Genomic DNA, 15,618 nt, shown 5'->3' with positions numbered 1-15,618 from the left:
GCAATGTGTGGTTGAACTGGTTCATGTCGAAGCACCGGCGATGGGTTATTGCGCGAATCCCTCGCGCGGCGCGTAGGGCCGGCCTGGCCGGCAGGGCATACGCGCGGGGATCCGTTACTGCTTGTCTGATTCAGACTCGAAACACGCGCGCTCGCAGGTCTCGCCAGCGCGCGGCGAGTCGCGATTCCCGGCAGGGCGGCGGGGCGCTCGCGCGCTCACGCGCGCCGAGCAGATCGGGATGGAAGGTGTGCTGCGTTTGCTGCAGTTGCGACAGATGCGGCAAAAGAAGGCCGAAGTTCATACTGGTTCTCCTGGCGTCGCGGGGGACGCGTTGGGGAGGAAAGCCAGCAGACCGGCAGGGCGCAATCTTTCAGCGCGCGGCGGCTCGCGTCTGCCCGCTTTCCTCAGTGCAATTCGAAAGGAAGCGGCATAACGGATAACTGTCACTGTCAGACATCGGAACTCCTTATCGTCACGGCGGCTGAGCCCAGGGCTTGCATCGAGTCGGTAGCTCGAACGCGAAGCGGCTTCAAGGGCTTCAAAGCGCGCATGTGTCGATCCGCGCGTCGCGCTCAGGGCGCAACGAACGAACCGTGCCGCAAGCGCGCATCGATCAGGGCGGGCTTACGGCGCGATGTCGGCCATCCGCGGCGCTCGATACGGTCAAGGCGCTGCGGCGTCGGTCGACGCTATTCAAGAGTGCACGAGGATTTACTGCTGGACGCGCACCATCTGCCTGGCTGGCAAGACGGCGGCTGGAAGAAAAGGAGCGCGGACGTCCTGCCGGTCAGGCAGCGAAACTGTTCGAAGATCGACAACTGCTACTGTCCAAGGCGTCAGCCCCTTTTGTTAAGACGGGCGAATTTTAGGCGCGCCACCTGTCCGAAGTCAACACGATTCGCATCCCGCGTCAAATCTCGTGCCAATGTCACCACAGCGCGCACCGGCGGCCCGCTCGGGCACGCGCCCGGTTCGCCACAGCGCATCCCTGGCTCGATCGGCGCGGCCATGCATTTTTTGGGGATGCATCGCCCGCCGGCGGCCTTCCGTCTGTCGCCTCGATCCGGCTCGTCTTTCAAAGAGGATCGTTCACTTCACCATACTGCCTGCTAACTACTGGGTCTGTGCGGCGACGGTCATCCAAGCCGGCCGCAATGTGCGTACCCGGCGTCGCGCGCGTCACGCGCTCTTGCGCAATGCGTGCTGGCTGGCATCGCCTGCGCCCATGCGCTCGAGCCGCTCGCTTGCCTCGGTCAGCGCCCACAGCGGCGCGCCTTGCAACTGGCGGTCGTACACATTCACGAGTTGCGCAACAGCCTCGAATCCCGCATCGTCCAGCTGCCAGCCGCCGCCCGTGTTGCCGCTCTCGAAACAGGCGATCAGCGCGGCATCCGCCGCTCGCACCTGTTCCGGCTCGAGCGCGCCATATCCGGCCTCCGCAATCGATTGCGCGAGCACGTGAGCATGGAGCAACGCGCGTGCGTCGTCGCCGGTGCCGCCGCGGCGCAGCGCGGCGAGCGCGAGATGCACCTGCAGCGCGAGTTCGTTGGCGACCGCGCGCGGGATCGGCAGCAGCATCGACTTGCTGCGTCGGGGGCGACCGGCTTGCGAGCGCTGCGGGAAAGGGATGGTCCTGGCCATGGAAGGGCAAGTAAGAGTCTGTTCCGTGCAATAACGGCACGGCGCGCCGAAGGTTAAGCGCCGACCCTCAAATCGAATGTAACTATCAGTGACAGACATGCGCCGCGCATCGCCTGACAGGCGGGCAAGCGGCTGGCGGCGGCCGGCTCAGCGCGGTTCGCGCTCGCCCCCGCCGTCGGCGCGTCGCGCGGCCATGAACGCCTCGATGTGCGCGATGGCCCGCTCGCACTGCTCGAGGCTCAGAAGGTGGATCGACGGATTGGGCAGGTCGAAGCCCAGTTCGTCCCCGAGCCAGCGGATGGCCTTGCCCCGTGCCTCGAAGGCGTTGACCTTGTCGCGCCGCATCTTCGCGGCCACCAGCGGTTCGAGCGCGTCGTGCAGGCGGCTCTTGGCGTCGCGCAGGGCGGCGTTGGCAAGCCGGCCGAGCGGCACGTTGCGCGTGCTGCGCGCGGGCACGCCGATCCAGGCCTCGCAGGGCGTGCAGACCCATAGCGGGCCGTGATCGTCGCGATACGGGTAGGCCTCGTCGGCGAAGCGCGCGAGCACCGCTTTCGCGCCGCAGTAATCGCACAGCGGCTGCGGCAGCGCCTTGACGGGGCGGCCTACGCGCATGCGGCGCTCCTCGGGACGATGGTCGATGGATGCATGACTTGATGGGTGGATGAGAAATACAGGGGTCCGCTACTTCCGCTGCTGCGAGCGGGCCCTCGCGAAAGGATAACGGCAAACCCCGGCGCACGGCAGCGGCGAAACGGGGCGCCGCGGGTTGCCGCATGCGCGATCAGTTCGCGCTGGCGGTGGCGTGCGCCTCTTCGCGCTCGAGCGAGCGCGTGTCGCGCAGGGCCGGAAAGAGCCGCATCCACAGCAGCGCGACGCAGATCGTCGCCACGCCGCCCACCAGCACGGCGCGCTGCGCGCCCCACCAGCCAGCGGTGAGGCCCGACTCGAACTCGCCAAGCTGGTTCGACGTGCCAATGAACAGCGAATTGACCGCGCTCACGCGGCCGAGTTTTTCGTCGGGCGTGCGCAGCTGCACGAGCGACGTGCGCACGACCACGCTCACGACGTCGGAAGCGCCCAGCACCGCCAGCGCCATCAGCGACACGACGATGTCATGCGACAGCCCGAACGCGATCGTCGCGCAGCCGAACACGATCACGCCGCCGAACATCGCGAGACCCGGCCGGCGCCGAAGCGGAAAATGCGCGAGCCAGATCGAGCCCGCCAGCGCGCCCGCGGCCGTCGCCGAGCGCAACAGACCGAGCGCGATGGGCCCGGCGTGCAGGATGTCGCGGGCGAACACGGGCAAGAGTGCCGTCGCGCCGCCGAACAGCACCGCGAACAGATCGAGCGACAGCGCGCCGAGAATGACGGGCTGCGAACGGATGAACGCGATGCCCGAGAACACCGATTCGAGCGTGACGGGGGCGCGCGCGGGCGGTTTGGCGCGCAGCGGGATCGTGCCCGAGAGCGTAGCGGCCGCCGCGAACGCGAGCGAGCAGGCCGCGTAGGCCGGCGTCGCGCCGATGCCGTACAGCAGGCCGCCCAGCGCCGGGCCGACGATGTTCGCGGTCTGGTTCGCCGAGGTCGACCACGCGGTCGCGTTCGGCAGCTGCGAGCGCGGCACGACACCCGGCAGCAAGGACGAAATGGCGGGCGACTCGAACGCGCGCGCCGCGCCTACGCACGCGGCAAGCGCATAGATGAGCGGCGCACTCAGCCAGCCGCCGACCGTGCCGGCCGCGAAGGTCAGGGCGGCGGCGCATTCGATGAGCTGGCAGACGGAGGCGATGCGTCTGCGGTCGTAGCGGTCCGCCACGTGGCCGACGACGAGCGTGAGGCAGAACATCGGCAGGAACTGCGCGAGGCCGACGAGACCGAGCGCGAACGCACTATGCGTGAGCGCGTAGATGTGCCAGCCCATGGCGACGGCGAGCATCTGGAACGCGAGCGACGACAGCACGCGCGCGCCATAGAAGCGCTGGAAACCGCGATTGCGCGAAAGGCTGGGCGGGTCGTCGGACGCCGCCTCCGGAGAAGGTGTGGTCATTGAACAGCGGGAAAAAGCGAAAAATCGGGTGCGCGCGCAACGAGGCAATAAGCGAGGCGCAAAGCGGTAATTTTAGTTCATGCGGCGTGGCGCCACAGGAACACGGGCGCCGCGCGATTCATGCGCTCCGTCTCCCAATCGTTGTATCCTATAGAATACATCGAACGACCATCCAGCAGACGGAGGCAGGAATTGGCGAGTAGTCGGCGCCTCGTAAGCGCAACAACGGCAATATCGATACCGCAGGTGCGTCGCGTACCCGCGCCGGCCGGTGCGAACGGCTTCGCGGCCACGATCACCACGCTGCGCCCCGCGTCGGGGCACGAGCGCGCGGAGCTGATCCGCGACCTGATCGACGCGTTCCGGCGGCTGCGCAACAGCATCGAGCGCTTCGAGCGCATGCTCGCGCGTGGGGACGGCGCTGGCAGTGGCGGCATGGCTGACGCGCACGCATCGCCAGCCGGGGTGTCGCTGCAGCCGCTCCTCGTCGCGCTCTCGCGACGCATCGATGTGGCCCGCTTCGCCCGTCAGCGCGAACTCAAGCGCGCGATTCGCGACGCGCGCCGCCTCGACAAGACGCGCGATGCGCTTTTCAGCGACGCGTTCTGTCTCGACACCGAAGCGCTGCGCCGCACCGTGGCCGAACTGGAGCGGCTCGATGCGGCCTTCGTCGGGCTCGGCGTCGAACATGTGCTTGCGCAGCACGCGAACGCGGCCGAAGCGCAATCGTCCGGGGCGGCCGCAGGCTGGTCAGTGGCCAATGCCGTCGCCGTCACCGGCATCGCAACGACGCTCGTGCGCGAAACCGCCACCTGAACTGCGTTCCTGGCCGTTATCCGGCCTTCGTTATATTCCATGGTATATTGCGCTCTCGACGCGCGGCCAGCCGGGGGCGCCCAGCCGGGGGCGCCCAGCCGGGTCGAGGCGCAGTCGCCGCTCACGCCATGCACAGCCCCCCGTTCCGCAGTGGATCAGAGGTCACCATGCACGCACCGCCGTTCCGCCTCGCCCGCACGCCGGGCGGCACATCTGCCGAAGAGACCACGCTGCGCGCGATGGCGAGCGCAGACTGCTGCGGCCCTTCGCAAGCCGAACTCGCCCGCGCGCGTCAGCGCACGCGCCTCGTCGAACTCGACGCCCATCTGCATTGCTCCATCATCGGCACCTGCCTGAGCACGCACGAGCTGCGCAAGCTCGTCCCTAAATTCACCCGGCTCGACGCCCAGCGCGCGAGCGATCTCGAGATCCATCACGCCGCGGTCGAACTGGCGATCGAAGGCGGCGCAGGCGGCAAGGCATTGCAAAAGGCTCTCGACACCCGCTATGCAGGCGCGGTGCGCCGATTCGCCAGTGCGCGCGACACGCAGGCCGTGCTCGCGCTCTGGAACGACGCGCTCGCGAACGGCGACATCCCGCCCGCGTACTGGGCGGTGATGACACATCCGGCCACGACGATGGAAGTGCGCCAGGCCGCGTTCGGCGAGCTGCACATGCTCTCGCACCTGGTTGGCGCGGCCAATCGCGCGGACTTGCGCCGCCTCGTGGCGCTGGAAGCGGAAAACGCCGAACTCCGGGCCAAGATCGAGCGCCAGCAGGCGCGCCTGCACGAGATGAGCCGTGAGCGCGACGCCGCACGCCAAGCCCTCGACGCGCAGACCGCACAGCTGACGGCGCAGCGCGAAAACACCCCGCAGCAGGCGCAGCTCGAGGCGCTGCAGGAGGCGCTCGCGGCACGCGACGCGCGGGTCGCGCTGCACACGAGCCGCCGCGAGATCGCGGAGCAGCGCGCGAATGCCGATGCCGCCGCACTCCACACGCTGCGCGCGCAGCTCGACGAAGCCCACGCGCTGATCGACGCCTTGCGCGCCGAAGTTCACGCGATGGAGCAGACCACGCAAGCACACGAAGACCCGCAAGCCCAACGCACGCTTCCCGAGGATGCGTTAAAGGGCCGCCGGATCGTCTACGTGGGTGGCAGGCCGGGTTCGAATCACGCGCTCAGGCGCTGGGTGGAGTCGGCGGGAGGCGAGCTGACCGTGCACGACGGCGGTGTGGAAGATCGCAAGGGCCTGCTCGCCGCAGCCCTCGCCAACGCGGATCTCGCGGTGTTTCCCGTCGACTGCATCGACCACGATTCGATGAGCACGCTCAGGCGCGTGTGCGAACGGCACCAGGTCACGTGGCACCCATTGCGAACGGCGAGTCTCGCCAGCTTCGTCGAGTTGATGATGCGGCTCCATGCGAACGCGCCGCCCACGCTCGCGGCGGTGCCCGTCTCGCGTTTCTGCCTGCGCCACGGCTAGGCGCCTGGCGTTGGCGGCAGTGCGCCGCCGCGGCACATCACGTCACATCGCGTCAGGATTTCACGAGTTTGACGAGGGCTTCGATCTCGGCCTCGCAGACCGCCGCCGCACGCGCCTCGATGCTGCGATACAGGCGCACGATCTCTTCGCCCACCGGCGTCAGCATGCTACCGCCGCCGCTCTGCCCGCCATGCTCCGAAACCGTGGCCGGCGACTCCAGCGCGCGGTTGAGTTCATCCATCAGCAGCCACGCGCGGCGGTACGACATGTTCATGCTGCGCGCCGCAGCCGAGATCGAGCCATGTTCGCGGACGGCTTCGAGCAGCGACACCTTGCCTGGACCGAGCGCGATCGTGCCATCCTGAAGGATGCGCATGCGAAAACGCACCTCGGGTCGGCCCGGTTTCTGCGCCTGGGCGGGCGCGGGAGCGTCTGCGCGCGGTTGATCGTTGGGGGACTTGGTCATGCGCGCAAGCATACACGATGCGTGCTACGCGCCGTTCCCCTCTGCATGGCTAACGCCCGGCGGGAAAGCAGAAGCCGAAGTCCTCGCAGCCGGGGCAACCGGGCGCAGGGCCTGGCGTGGCGCCCAACGCCAGCGCGAGTTCACGCGCCAGCAGCTTCTTCCAGCGCAAGCCTTCCACGTTGCGCGCCACGACCTCGCGAAAGAAGCGCTCCAGCATGCCTGTCACGTCATCGCGGCCGCGCAGGCCGAGATCGCGCCACAGATGATCGGGACGCAGGCACGCGTGGGCAATGATCGCGGCGAGGCAACGCACGTCGTCGGGGTCGGCTTGCGGCGCGGCAAGCGCAACGAGAAAGTCATGCATTGCGGTGGCGAATGCAGCATGCGACGCATCGGCCATCACGTGCGTGTGCGGCGCATCACTCGTCACCGCACACACGAAGTGCCGCGCACCGAGCGCGTCGAACTGCGCGCGCGTTAGACCGAGCAACGGCAATTCGCCGCGCACCTCGCGCGCCGCAACGAGCCGCGCGAAGAGCCAGGCGTCGGGCGTGCGCGGCGCCTCCGGCGCCCCCGTCAGGGCATCGCAGCGCGCGGCGGCCAGCGCATCGACATCGCGCGGCGGCGCGCCGGAGTCCTGACTACCGTGTGTCATGGCATTCACGCGAGTTTGGAGCGCATCAACCGTCTACGCCGACGATCACGCTCGATGCCTTGAAGAGCGCCGCAGCCTGCTTGCCCGCCGCGAGGCCGAGACGATCGACGCTGTCGTTCGTTACGATGGCCGCGATCTGCGCACCGCCCGGGGCCGCGAGCACGACTTCCGCGTTCACCGCGCCCTTCGTGACCGACGAAACCGTGCCCGCCACCACATTGCGCGTGGACACCTTGCTCGCATCGCCGCCGACCATGAGGATCACCGACGATGCCTTCACAAGCGCGAAGGCCGGCTTGCCAGCGGCGAGACCCAGCGAAGCGGCGCTGCCATGCGTAATGATCGCAACGATCTCGAGGCCGCCGTCGGCGCGCAGCGTGACTTCGTCGTTGACAGCGCCGGCCTTGACCGCGCTGATCTGGCCGGAGAAATGGTTGCGGGCGCTGGTACGCATAAGGACCTCCACAATTGAACAGAACAATGAAACGGCAAAGAACCGGAGCCTCAGTTTAGCCGTGTCACTGTGACGCGCACAGGCATGGATCGCCAAAATAGCGAATGTCGCAAGCACATGAATACAGCAGTCCATCGTAATATATGGGCCTTTATAACGAACGGGGTGTCGAACATGTTTATCCGCAAGCTGGCGGCCTCAGTCGTCGTGATGAGCGGTGTGATGGGCGCGATGGGTGCGAGCGCCAACGCATTCGCCGACGAATCCGATGTCAACGTGCTCTATGCAGGCTCGCTCGTGAACCTCATGGAAAAGAGCGTGGGCCCCGCGTTCGAAAAGGAAACGGGCCTGCATTTCAAGGGCTACGCAGCCGGCTCGAACAAGATCGCCAATGAGATCAAGGGCAAGCTGCGCCGCGGCGATGTGTTCATCAGCGCGAGCCCGAAGGTCAACACGAGCCTCATGGGCGAGGCCAGCGGCAATCACGTCACGTGGTACGTGAATTTCGCCGAATCGCCGCTCCTGATCGGCTATAACCCGAAGAGCCGTTTCGCCGCCGACTTCAAAACGAAGCAGTGGGATCAGGTCCTGCAGGAACCGGGCATCCGCCTCGGCCGCACTGATCCGAAGCTCGACCCGAAGGGCGCGTTCACCGTCGAACTCATGACGAAGGCCGCGCAGGCGTACAACCAGCCTGATCTCGTGCAGAAAACACTTGGCACGCCGGAGAATCCCGAGCAGGTGCTGCCGGAAGAAACGCTCGTTGGCCGTCTGCAATCGGGTCAGCTCGACGCTGGCTTCTTCTACTCGACCGAAACGTCCGACCTGAAGATTCCGGCGATCCACCCCGCGCCCGAACTGAAGATCAAGGCGAACTACACGCTCACGATTCTCAACGACGCCCCCAACAGCGCCGGCGCCGCGCGCTTCGTGAACTTCCTGCTTTCGGCGGAAGGCCGCAAGCTGCTCGCCGAGCACGGCGTGGATGTGACCAGGCCTGCCGTCAACGGTCAGATCCAGGCGATCCCGCCGTCGGTGCAAGCCGTAATCGACGCCGCACAGCAATGACACAAGCCGCGCAACGTGCCGAACAGGTTGCCGTGAAACGCTCCCAGCCGCTCTGGTGGCTCGGCGCGCTGCTCGCGGTCTACCTGTGCGCGCCGTTCGTTGCGAGCATTCCGCAGATCGGGCAGGCGGACTGGGCCGGCGTCGACTGGCACGCCACCTGGTCGGCGGTCGGCGTGTCGGTCGCGAGCGCGAGCGTGGCCGCACTCGTCATCCTGGTGGGCGGCGTGCCGCTCGGCTATTGGCTCGCGCGTTCGCGCGCGCGCGGCATTGCCTTGCTCGGCTTCGTCGTGCAGTTGCCGCTCGCGTTGCCGCCGCTCACGAGCGGTGTGCTGCTGCTGTTTCTCATCGGGCCGTATAGCGGCATTGGCCAGCTCTTCGGCGGCTCGCTCACCGACTCTTTCACGGGCATCGTGCTCGCCGAGACCTTCGTGGCGGCGCCCTTCCTGATCGTCGCGGCACGCTCGGCGTTCAGCGCCGTCGATCCCGTCTACGACGACGTTGCCGCCACGCTCGGCCATCACGCCGCCAGCCGTTTCTTTCGCGTCACGCTGCCCATTGCGTGGCCCGCTATCCGCGCGGGGCTCGCGCTCGCCTGGCTGCGCGCGTTCGGCGAATTCGGCGCGACCGTGATGGTCGCGTATCACCCGTATTCGCTGCCTGTGTATACCTACGTCGTGTTCGGCGGCCAGGGCTTGCCCGCGATGATGCCGCTCCTGCTGCCCACGCTCGGCATTGCGATCATCTGCGCGGTGCTCTCCGTCTATAGCCGCGGCGCACGCCCGACGCCGGCGGTGAGCCTGGACAACGGCGACGAACTCACCAGTATCACGCCGGCCGCCACCGCGGCAGAAAACGCCGGCCTGCGTCTTGCCTTCGCGGCGCGCCGGCATCTCGGCGCGTTCACGCTCGATGTGGCGTGGCAGCCGCAAACGCGCCGGCTCGCGATCATCGGCCCTTCGGGCTCGGGCAAGTCGCTCGCGCTGCGCATCATCGCCGGGCTCGAGCGCAACGACGCGGGCTCTGTCACGCTCGGGGCAACCGACCTCGGCGCGCTGCCGCCCGAGCGCCGCCAGATCGGCTACATGCCGCAGGATTACGGGCTCTTCCCGCACATGACAGTGGCGCAGCAACTCGCGTTTCCTGTCGATGCCGACGCGGCCAGCGCCCGCTACTGGCTCGCGCACCTCGGCCTCGACACGCTCACCGAACGCCTGCCTCGGCAGCTCTCGTTCGGCCAGCGCCAGCGCGTGGCGCTCGCGCGCGCGCTCACGCGGCACACGCAACTGCTGCTGTTCGACGAACCGTTCGCCGCGCTCGACACGCCGCGCCGCCGCCGTCTACAGCAGTCGTTGCGGGCGCTGCAACGCGAAGTAGGCGCAGTGACGGTGATCGTCACGCACGACCCCGACGAGGCGGCGCTGCTCGCCGACGAAGTGCTCGTGATCGAACAGGGCTGCGTGCTGCAGGCGGGCGCCGTGGCCGACGTGTTCCGGCGGCCCGCCACGCTGCGCGTGGCCGAACTGCTCGGCCTGCACAACGTCGGCGAGGGAATCGTGCGTGCCGGTGGCGCGATCGAAACGCCGGCGGGACTGCGCCTGCCCTGCGCCGATCCATCGCTTGCGGTGGGCACGCGCGTGATGTGGCGGGTCTCGCCGCGCGCGCTCGTCGCGACGCAGGAAGGCGCGTGGCAAGGGCGTATTGCCGGCACGTCGCTGCGTCACGGAGACCGCTACGTTACCGTCGAGATCGCCGGAGAAACCTTCGATATCGCCGCAGAAGATGCGCCGGCATCGCATGCCGGCGAGCTGCGCTTCTCGATCGACGCGAACGGCGTGCTCGCCTGGCCGGCGTCGCAGGGCGCCTGATTCACCACTCCTGAAAACGCTCACCTTTCGCGGCGACATACCCAGCAGCGGTGTCGCCGCTGATGACAAAATAGCCCCTGTTAAAGGGGCTTTTTGCATAAGCGGTTAGCGATCCGATGCGCCATTTCGCACCGTTGCTCACGGTTCCCGAAAACGCTCACCTTTCGGCGTCTCGCGCTCGGACACGCAAGGTTTCGACTGCCAACACCTGGTAGTCGGCAATATTCGCATCCCTTAACCTGGGACTACCAGGAAAATCTTGCGCGCCGGAACCAGGTTCTCCTGTCCATCGGGATCACGAAACTTCCGCAGCCGATCACGCGCGACGGTGATTTCGGCACGCTTCGTTCACGAACCGTCGCAATGCCACGCGCGCGGCTCCCGGATCTTCTCACCTATGACCGCGACGCCACGCTCAGATCATGAAGCGGCTGTCTTCCACGAGCACACGCGGCAACGGTTGCAGGTCGGTGCGCGCGAAGCGCACCAGAGAGAAGGCGCGCAGACCTTGCGGGCTCGACGGCAGCCGCGCGAGCGGGAACGTGATCGAGGCGCTGTTGCCCGGGCCGCCGTTCGCGAGCAGCACATTCATCGGACTCAGGCAGATCTCGCGCATTTCGACGTTCGTGTATTGCGCGGGATTCGCGAGCACCCTGCAGATTACCGTGAGCTGGTGTTCGAGCGCTTCGCTCTTGAGGCCGAGTGCGGCAATCTCGCTCTCGTTCTGCGCAATCTGCGCCTCGACCTTCGCCACTTCGGCGACGTTTGGCACGGCGTGCTCGCCGAGCATGCGTTGCGTCCCCGCGCCGTGGCGCGTGAGCAGTTGCAGGCGCGTCCTGAGCAGCGCACGCTCCTGTTCCAGCACGTCGCGGCGCGACTCGTCGGCGCCGATCTGCTCGAGGCCTTCCAGGGCGATCTGCTCGACCACGCGCTGCACGATCTGCTCGCGAAGGTCGCTCTCGGTTTCGCCGCATACACGCACCTGATGGTCGTCGAAGCTCAGCGTCGTCTGCATGACATCGGTGTGCACCTCGTCGCCATGCTGTTCGGCACCGAAGGCATGCCGCTCGTTCAGGGCCATGCCGAGCACCGCGTAAGTCTCGCGCGCAAGTGGATGAGCCTCGAACCAGGCATGCAGTTCAGGCGAGCGGCTCAGCACATGGCCGACCTCGTCGGGCGCAGCGAAAAACGCGTGGATATAGGGGTCGCTCGACCAGGTGGCGGCGTTCGCTTCGCGCGCGGGTGGCATGCGGTCCACCACCTCGCGCACGTACGCGACCGATTGCGCGAGCGCGGGGGCGAGCCGCTCGCGCCACTCGGGCACGAGCTTGAGCGTAGGGCTGAGCACGAGCAGACGCTCGATCAGCGTCTGGATTTGCGGCGATTGCGGCGCCTGCTTCGCGCGGGCGCGCGGCCAAAGCCTTTCCAGGATACCCATCGATAACTCCGTTGCAGACCGCTCGGACGCGGCGGCGGTGAAGCGCAGGGCGCACAACGAGGCCTCTTGTCGCGAATGACTATACCGCGAATCACGACCCGGCCGCGGCGATACTGCCGCAACGCAGCAACGCCTCACGTTGCGTTCATGCTCCCGGAAACACTCACCTTTGAGTTGCGTGACGTGCGCCACATAGACCTGAACCTGGCCTCCGATATGCGCAACGGTGCAACGAAAACCCGTGCGGCGCACACCGCAGTGAACTTGCGCTCCCGCACACGCTCACCTTTGGTTTTCTTTGGAGCGCCCACCTTGCTACGCAGGTTTGTGCAGTGCTTCATCCCGGCCGTTCCCGTATGCACTCACCGTCGAGCATGGCGGCGCGATGACGGCTCCCGAATATCCTCACCATCAGACAGCACGCGCTGTCTTGATCTGCAATCCGAATCAATTGCCTCGCTAACGTGATCCCATCCTCAGCTTTCCTCTGCCTTTCAGGGACCGTCGCGGACGCAACGAATCGCGATGACATGTCAACGAGGCGTTTCAGGCATGCCAATTGCGCAGGGGCGCACGGCGCGTGCACGACGGCCTCGGGAAAAACCCCGCTTGCTGGGTGCGCAAACCGCGAAGCATCAAGCAAGAGCGACCTCGTCACGCGTTTTAGACGGTTCGTTCAATTGACAGTGGCCAATGTCATGATCCAATCTTCTGCGCATAAATACGACACAGGGAGGCAGACAAATCATGGAGAGCATTGTCCGCAGCAGCTTGATGCTGGCCGCGGCCGCGACCCCTTTGCTGGTCGCCTGCGGCGGAGGTACCGCCAGCAATCCGGCACCCATCACCCCGGCGCAATGCTCGGGTTCGTCATGCGCGAACCAGGGTCCGCCCAGCAGCGCACCGACCGCCACGGCGTTGTGTCCCGCCGCGGCGGACATCGCGGCGAACACGTATCTGGGCGGTGCAGGCAGTGGCGAGGTCGTGAGCCTGAACATCGACCCGACGAAGATGACGTACAAGCTCACGTTCCTCGCCTCGCCCATTCCCGTGGCCGCGAGTTCGGTGCAGAACACGCGTGCGGGTCTCACCATCACGGGCGCCGTGCAGCATCCGCCCGCGGGCTCGCTGCCGACCGCCGCGCAGATCACGTGTGCGTTCCAGCTTCAGGCGGGCACGGGCACGATCAACGGCAGCACCTACACGACGGCGTACAACGCCAACAATCCGCCCACGATCTATGTTGGCTTTGGCGTGGCGGGCGGCGGCATTCCGGGCGCGACCGTGAACATCGACGGCGACACCACTGCAAATCTGCTCTTCAGCGGGGTGGCGCCGCGCACGTTCGACTTCTATCCGTTCATCGGCTTTTCGTCGGTCAGCACGAGCCTCGCCGATCTCAAAGGCTCGTATAACGCGCTGCTCTATCACATCCTGCCTTCCAGCAGTTTCGCGCCGGCGGCGAAGGTGACGCAGGAGCAGTACGACGCAAGCGGCAATTGCAGCGTGCCGGCTGGCGCGACCAACACGAGTTGCGCAACCGCTGCCAACGCATGGACGGCGAGCACGAGCGGCAGCTATTTCGACAGTACCGACGCACCGCAGATCGAGACGCCCACACCGTTGCCGTTCCCCTTGAACCTCGGCAACAACGTCATCGTCAGCCGCCAGGGCGGCGCCGGGCACCTCATCCTCGGCAAGCTCAATGGGGCCATCGTGCCCGTGGTCGTACGCACCGGCTACGTGAACGAAACCATCAGCCTGAGCAATCAGATCGCCGTGGACGACGAGTCCGGCATCGCCCTGCTCGCGCCCGCGACGACGCTCACGTCGGGCGCGTTCGACGGCAGCTACATTGGCGCGGACTCGAATTTCGCCTACACGGCAACGCTCATCAACGGCCAGCAAGCCGGCTTCCTCAAGCCCTCGACGATGACGACGCAGAGCCAGTTCACGCTCGATTACACGCAGACGCACCCCGGCCTGATCGGCGTAACCGATACCCAGGGCAAAGCGGGCAATCTGATTGCGGTGGGCGGCCTTTACGGCATCTTCATCAACGGCGAAGAGAACGGCGGCGTCACGGCCAGTTCGGCGAACAGCGCCACGCCCAATCAGCCTTACTTCGGTGTCGGTGCACTGATCCAGCCACAGTAGTTCATCAGGCGGTCGCGGCATCCTGATCGTTGACGACCGCCTTAATTTCGCACTGCGAATGACTGTCAGTCGCTCTCGCCAACAACAAGACTCTGGAGACGCGGTATGAAATGGAAACTTTTTGCGGCGCTCTCGATTGCCGCACCGATGATCGCAGCGCTCAGCGCATGCGGTGGCGGCAACGGCAGCAGCAGTAGCCCTCCGCTCGTGGAAGCAGCGCTTTGCCCCACCTCGCTCGACTACAACACGGTATATACCGGCGGCGGCGGCGACGGCGAACTCGTCAAGCTGCAGCTCGACACGGCCAAAATGACCTGGCAGATCACTTATGTCGAGTCGCCGATCCCGCAGACCACCGGCACCGTGACGCCCACGCGCAAAGGCCAGGTCGCCACCGGCACGCTGACGGCGGAAACCGGGCTCCCCACGGCGAAGCTCAACCAGTGCGCGTTCCGCCTGAATGGCGCGAGTCTCGACCCCAACCGCCCGGCGCGCGTCTTCATCGGCGAAGGCGTGGCCGGCGGCACGATTCCGGGCGCCGAGATCGCGTACAAGGGCTCCGGCGGTATTGGCGTCGTGCCGGACACGACGTTCCCGTACTACCCGTTCATCGGCTTCTCCGCGATCGAAACGAATCTCGCGAATGTCGCCGGCACGTACAGCCAGCTCGGCTATCACCAGGTGCCTTCGCAGAATTTCCAGCCCGCAGCGGTCGACGCAAAGATCACGATCAACGCCAACGGCACCTGGACCGAATGCGACAACACGGGCGTGAACGCCGGCAAATGCCAGCAGCCCGGCACGAATTTCGCGCAGTCGGCCGATGGCAGCGGCGCGTTCGAAACCGATCACTTCCAGGGGCAGGTGAAGCCGACGCTCGTCACCACGGAGCCGGCCGGCAAGGGCTTCATGATCGTCGGCAAGTTGCGCGGCCAGCTCGTGCCCGTGCTCGTCCGCACCGGCGTGGCGTATCCGCAGGTTGGCGTCGATCCGCAAAGCGGCGCCACGGGCCCGGTGGCCGACGACGAATCGGGCATCTCCGTGCTCGCGCCGCAAACGGCTATCGCGCAGGGCTCGCAGAACGGCGAATACATCGGCGTGGACAGCCAGTTCGACTATCGCACGCTCGCGCTGGAAGGCACGCAGGCCACGCTGCTCGATCCGTTCAACGCCTCGCAGGCCGCGCTCGCCACTGCCCTCGATCTGAACTTCACCCAGACCGTACCGGGCACGGTGACGACCACGCATGTGGGCGCCTCCACCGGCTCGACACCCACCGGCAAGATGATCTTCACGGGCGGCGTGTTCGGCTACCTCGACATGACGACGCCGTCGGACCCGTACTTCACGGCTGGTGCGTTCGTTCAGTAAGGATGACGAAGCAACGTATCGAACAATAACCGGCGCGGCAAACCGCGCCATTCACGAGGTGGCCACTCCCGGCCGTCGCGCAACGCGGCGGCGGCCGGGCCACAAAGGCGCGCGCAGCAAAGGCGGACGACGCATGCCGGACATCCCGAA

Annotated in this window: 14 protein-coding genes; 6 read left to right on the top strand and 8 right to left on the bottom strand. The window is 66.7% G+C overall.

The window, feature by feature from the left end; translation table 11 throughout:
* Nucleotides 1–130: 130 nt before the first annotated feature.
* The 4 genes from AB3X98_RS29965 to AB3X98_RS29950 form a co-directional block, all read right to left on the bottom strand.
* Nucleotides 131–301, bottom strand: coding sequence for a hypothetical protein (locus AB3X98_RS29965; RefSeq protein WP_176732804.1), 171 nt, complete (start codon nucleotides 299–301; stop codon nucleotides 131–133).
* Nucleotides 302–1,179: 878 nt separating this feature from the next.
* On the bottom strand, nucleotides 1,180–1,578 hold the full coding sequence (locus AB3X98_RS29960) for a hypothetical protein (RefSeq protein WP_256094447.1): 399 nt from the start codon (nucleotides 1,576–1,578) through the stop codon (nucleotides 1,180–1,182).
* Between the two features lie 210 nt (nucleotides 1,579–1,788).
* Nucleotides 1,789–2,253, bottom strand: a complete 465-nt coding sequence (locus tag AB3X98_RS29955; RefSeq protein ID WP_069261524.1) for a zinc-finger-containing protein — start codon at nucleotides 2,251–2,253, stop codon at nucleotides 1,789–1,791.
* Nucleotides 2,254–2,422: 169 nt separating this feature from the next.
* Entirely contained in the window at nucleotides 2,423–3,691 is a 1,269-nt protein-coding gene (locus AB3X98_RS29950; RefSeq protein ID WP_342946862.1) for an MFS transporter, read from the bottom strand.
* Between the two features lie 246 nt (nucleotides 3,692–3,937).
* Here AB3X98_RS29950 and AB3X98_RS29945 point away from each other — a divergent pair, with 246 nt between their 5' ends.
* Both AB3X98_RS29945 and AB3X98_RS29940 read left to right on the top strand, forming a co-directional pair.
* The gene (locus tag AB3X98_RS29945) at nucleotides 3,938–4,507 is read left to right on the top strand and encodes a hypothetical protein (RefSeq protein WP_368606540.1); all 570 of its coding nucleotides are present in this window, start codon (nucleotides 3,938–3,940) and stop codon (nucleotides 4,505–4,507) included.
* Nucleotides 4,508–4,674: 167 nt separating this feature from the next.
* Entirely contained in the window at nucleotides 4,675–5,994 is a 1,320-nt protein-coding gene (locus tag AB3X98_RS29940) for a DUF2325 domain-containing protein (protein WP_368606539.1), read from the top strand.
* A 52-nt stretch (nucleotides 5,995–6,046) separates the two neighbouring features.
* Here the strand turns inward: AB3X98_RS29940 and AB3X98_RS29935 are convergent, their stop codons facing one another.
* From AB3X98_RS29935 to AB3X98_RS29925, 3 genes are all read right to left on the bottom strand, one after another.
* Nucleotides 6,047–6,370 (bottom strand): winged helix-turn-helix domain-containing protein, encoded by a 324-nt coding sequence (locus AB3X98_RS29935; protein WP_069261862.1) that lies wholly within the window; start codon nucleotides 6,368–6,370, stop codon nucleotides 6,047–6,049.
* Nucleotides 6,371–6,509: 139 nt separating this feature from the next.
* Nucleotides 6,510–7,115 carry a nitrogen fixation protein NifQ gene (locus AB3X98_RS29930; protein WP_368606538.1) on the bottom strand — a complete coding sequence of 202 codons (606 nt, stop codon included), beginning with the start codon at nucleotides 7,113–7,115 and terminating at the stop codon, nucleotides 6,510–6,512.
* A 25-nt stretch (nucleotides 7,116–7,140) separates the two neighbouring features.
* Nucleotides 7,141–7,569, bottom strand: a complete 429-nt coding sequence (locus AB3X98_RS29925) for a molybdopterin-binding protein (RefSeq protein WP_368606537.1) — start codon at nucleotides 7,567–7,569, stop codon at nucleotides 7,141–7,143.
* A gap of 222 nt (nucleotides 7,570–7,791) precedes the next feature.
* On the opposite strand from AB3X98_RS29925, the gene AB3X98_RS29920 reads away from it, so the two are divergent.
* Both AB3X98_RS29920 and AB3X98_RS29915 read left to right on the top strand, forming a co-directional pair.
* Nucleotides 7,792–8,637, top strand: a complete 846-nt coding sequence (locus tag AB3X98_RS29920; protein ID WP_256094471.1) for an extracellular solute-binding protein — start codon at nucleotides 7,792–7,794, stop codon at nucleotides 8,635–8,637.
* 32 nt (nucleotides 8,638–8,669) lie between these two features.
* Entirely contained in the window at nucleotides 8,670–10,502 is a 1,833-nt protein-coding gene (locus tag AB3X98_RS29915; RefSeq protein ID WP_368606536.1) for an ATP-binding cassette domain-containing protein, read from the top strand.
* Nucleotides 10,503–10,917: 415 nt separating this feature from the next.
* Here AB3X98_RS29915 and AB3X98_RS29910 read toward each other — a convergent pair whose 3' ends face one another.
* Nucleotides 10,918–11,940 (bottom strand): hypothetical protein, encoded by a 1,023-nt coding sequence (locus AB3X98_RS29910; protein WP_368606535.1) that lies wholly within the window; start codon nucleotides 11,938–11,940, stop codon nucleotides 10,918–10,920.
* A gap of 747 nt (nucleotides 11,941–12,687) precedes the next feature.
* On the opposite strand from AB3X98_RS29910, the gene AB3X98_RS29905 reads away from it, so the two are divergent.
* Both AB3X98_RS29905 and AB3X98_RS29900 read left to right on the top strand, forming a co-directional pair.
* Entirely contained in the window at nucleotides 12,688–14,097 is a 1,410-nt protein-coding gene (locus AB3X98_RS29905) for a DUF2957 domain-containing protein (RefSeq protein WP_069261532.1), read from the top strand.
* Nucleotides 14,098–14,202: 105 nt separating this feature from the next.
* A complete protein-coding gene (locus AB3X98_RS29900) occupies nucleotides 14,203–15,468 on the top strand; it encodes a DUF2957 domain-containing protein (RefSeq protein ID WP_342946856.1) in 1,266 nt (421 codons plus the stop codon).
* The last annotated feature ends 150 nt before the right edge of the window (nucleotides 15,469–15,618 follow it).

Source organism: Paraburkholderia sp. BR14312 (assembly GCF_040948675.1).
Classification (GTDB): domain Bacteria; phylum Pseudomonadota; class Gammaproteobacteria; order Burkholderiales; family Burkholderiaceae; genus Paraburkholderia; species Paraburkholderia nodosa_A.
This window is presented reverse-complemented; position numbering and strand designations above follow the sequence as displayed.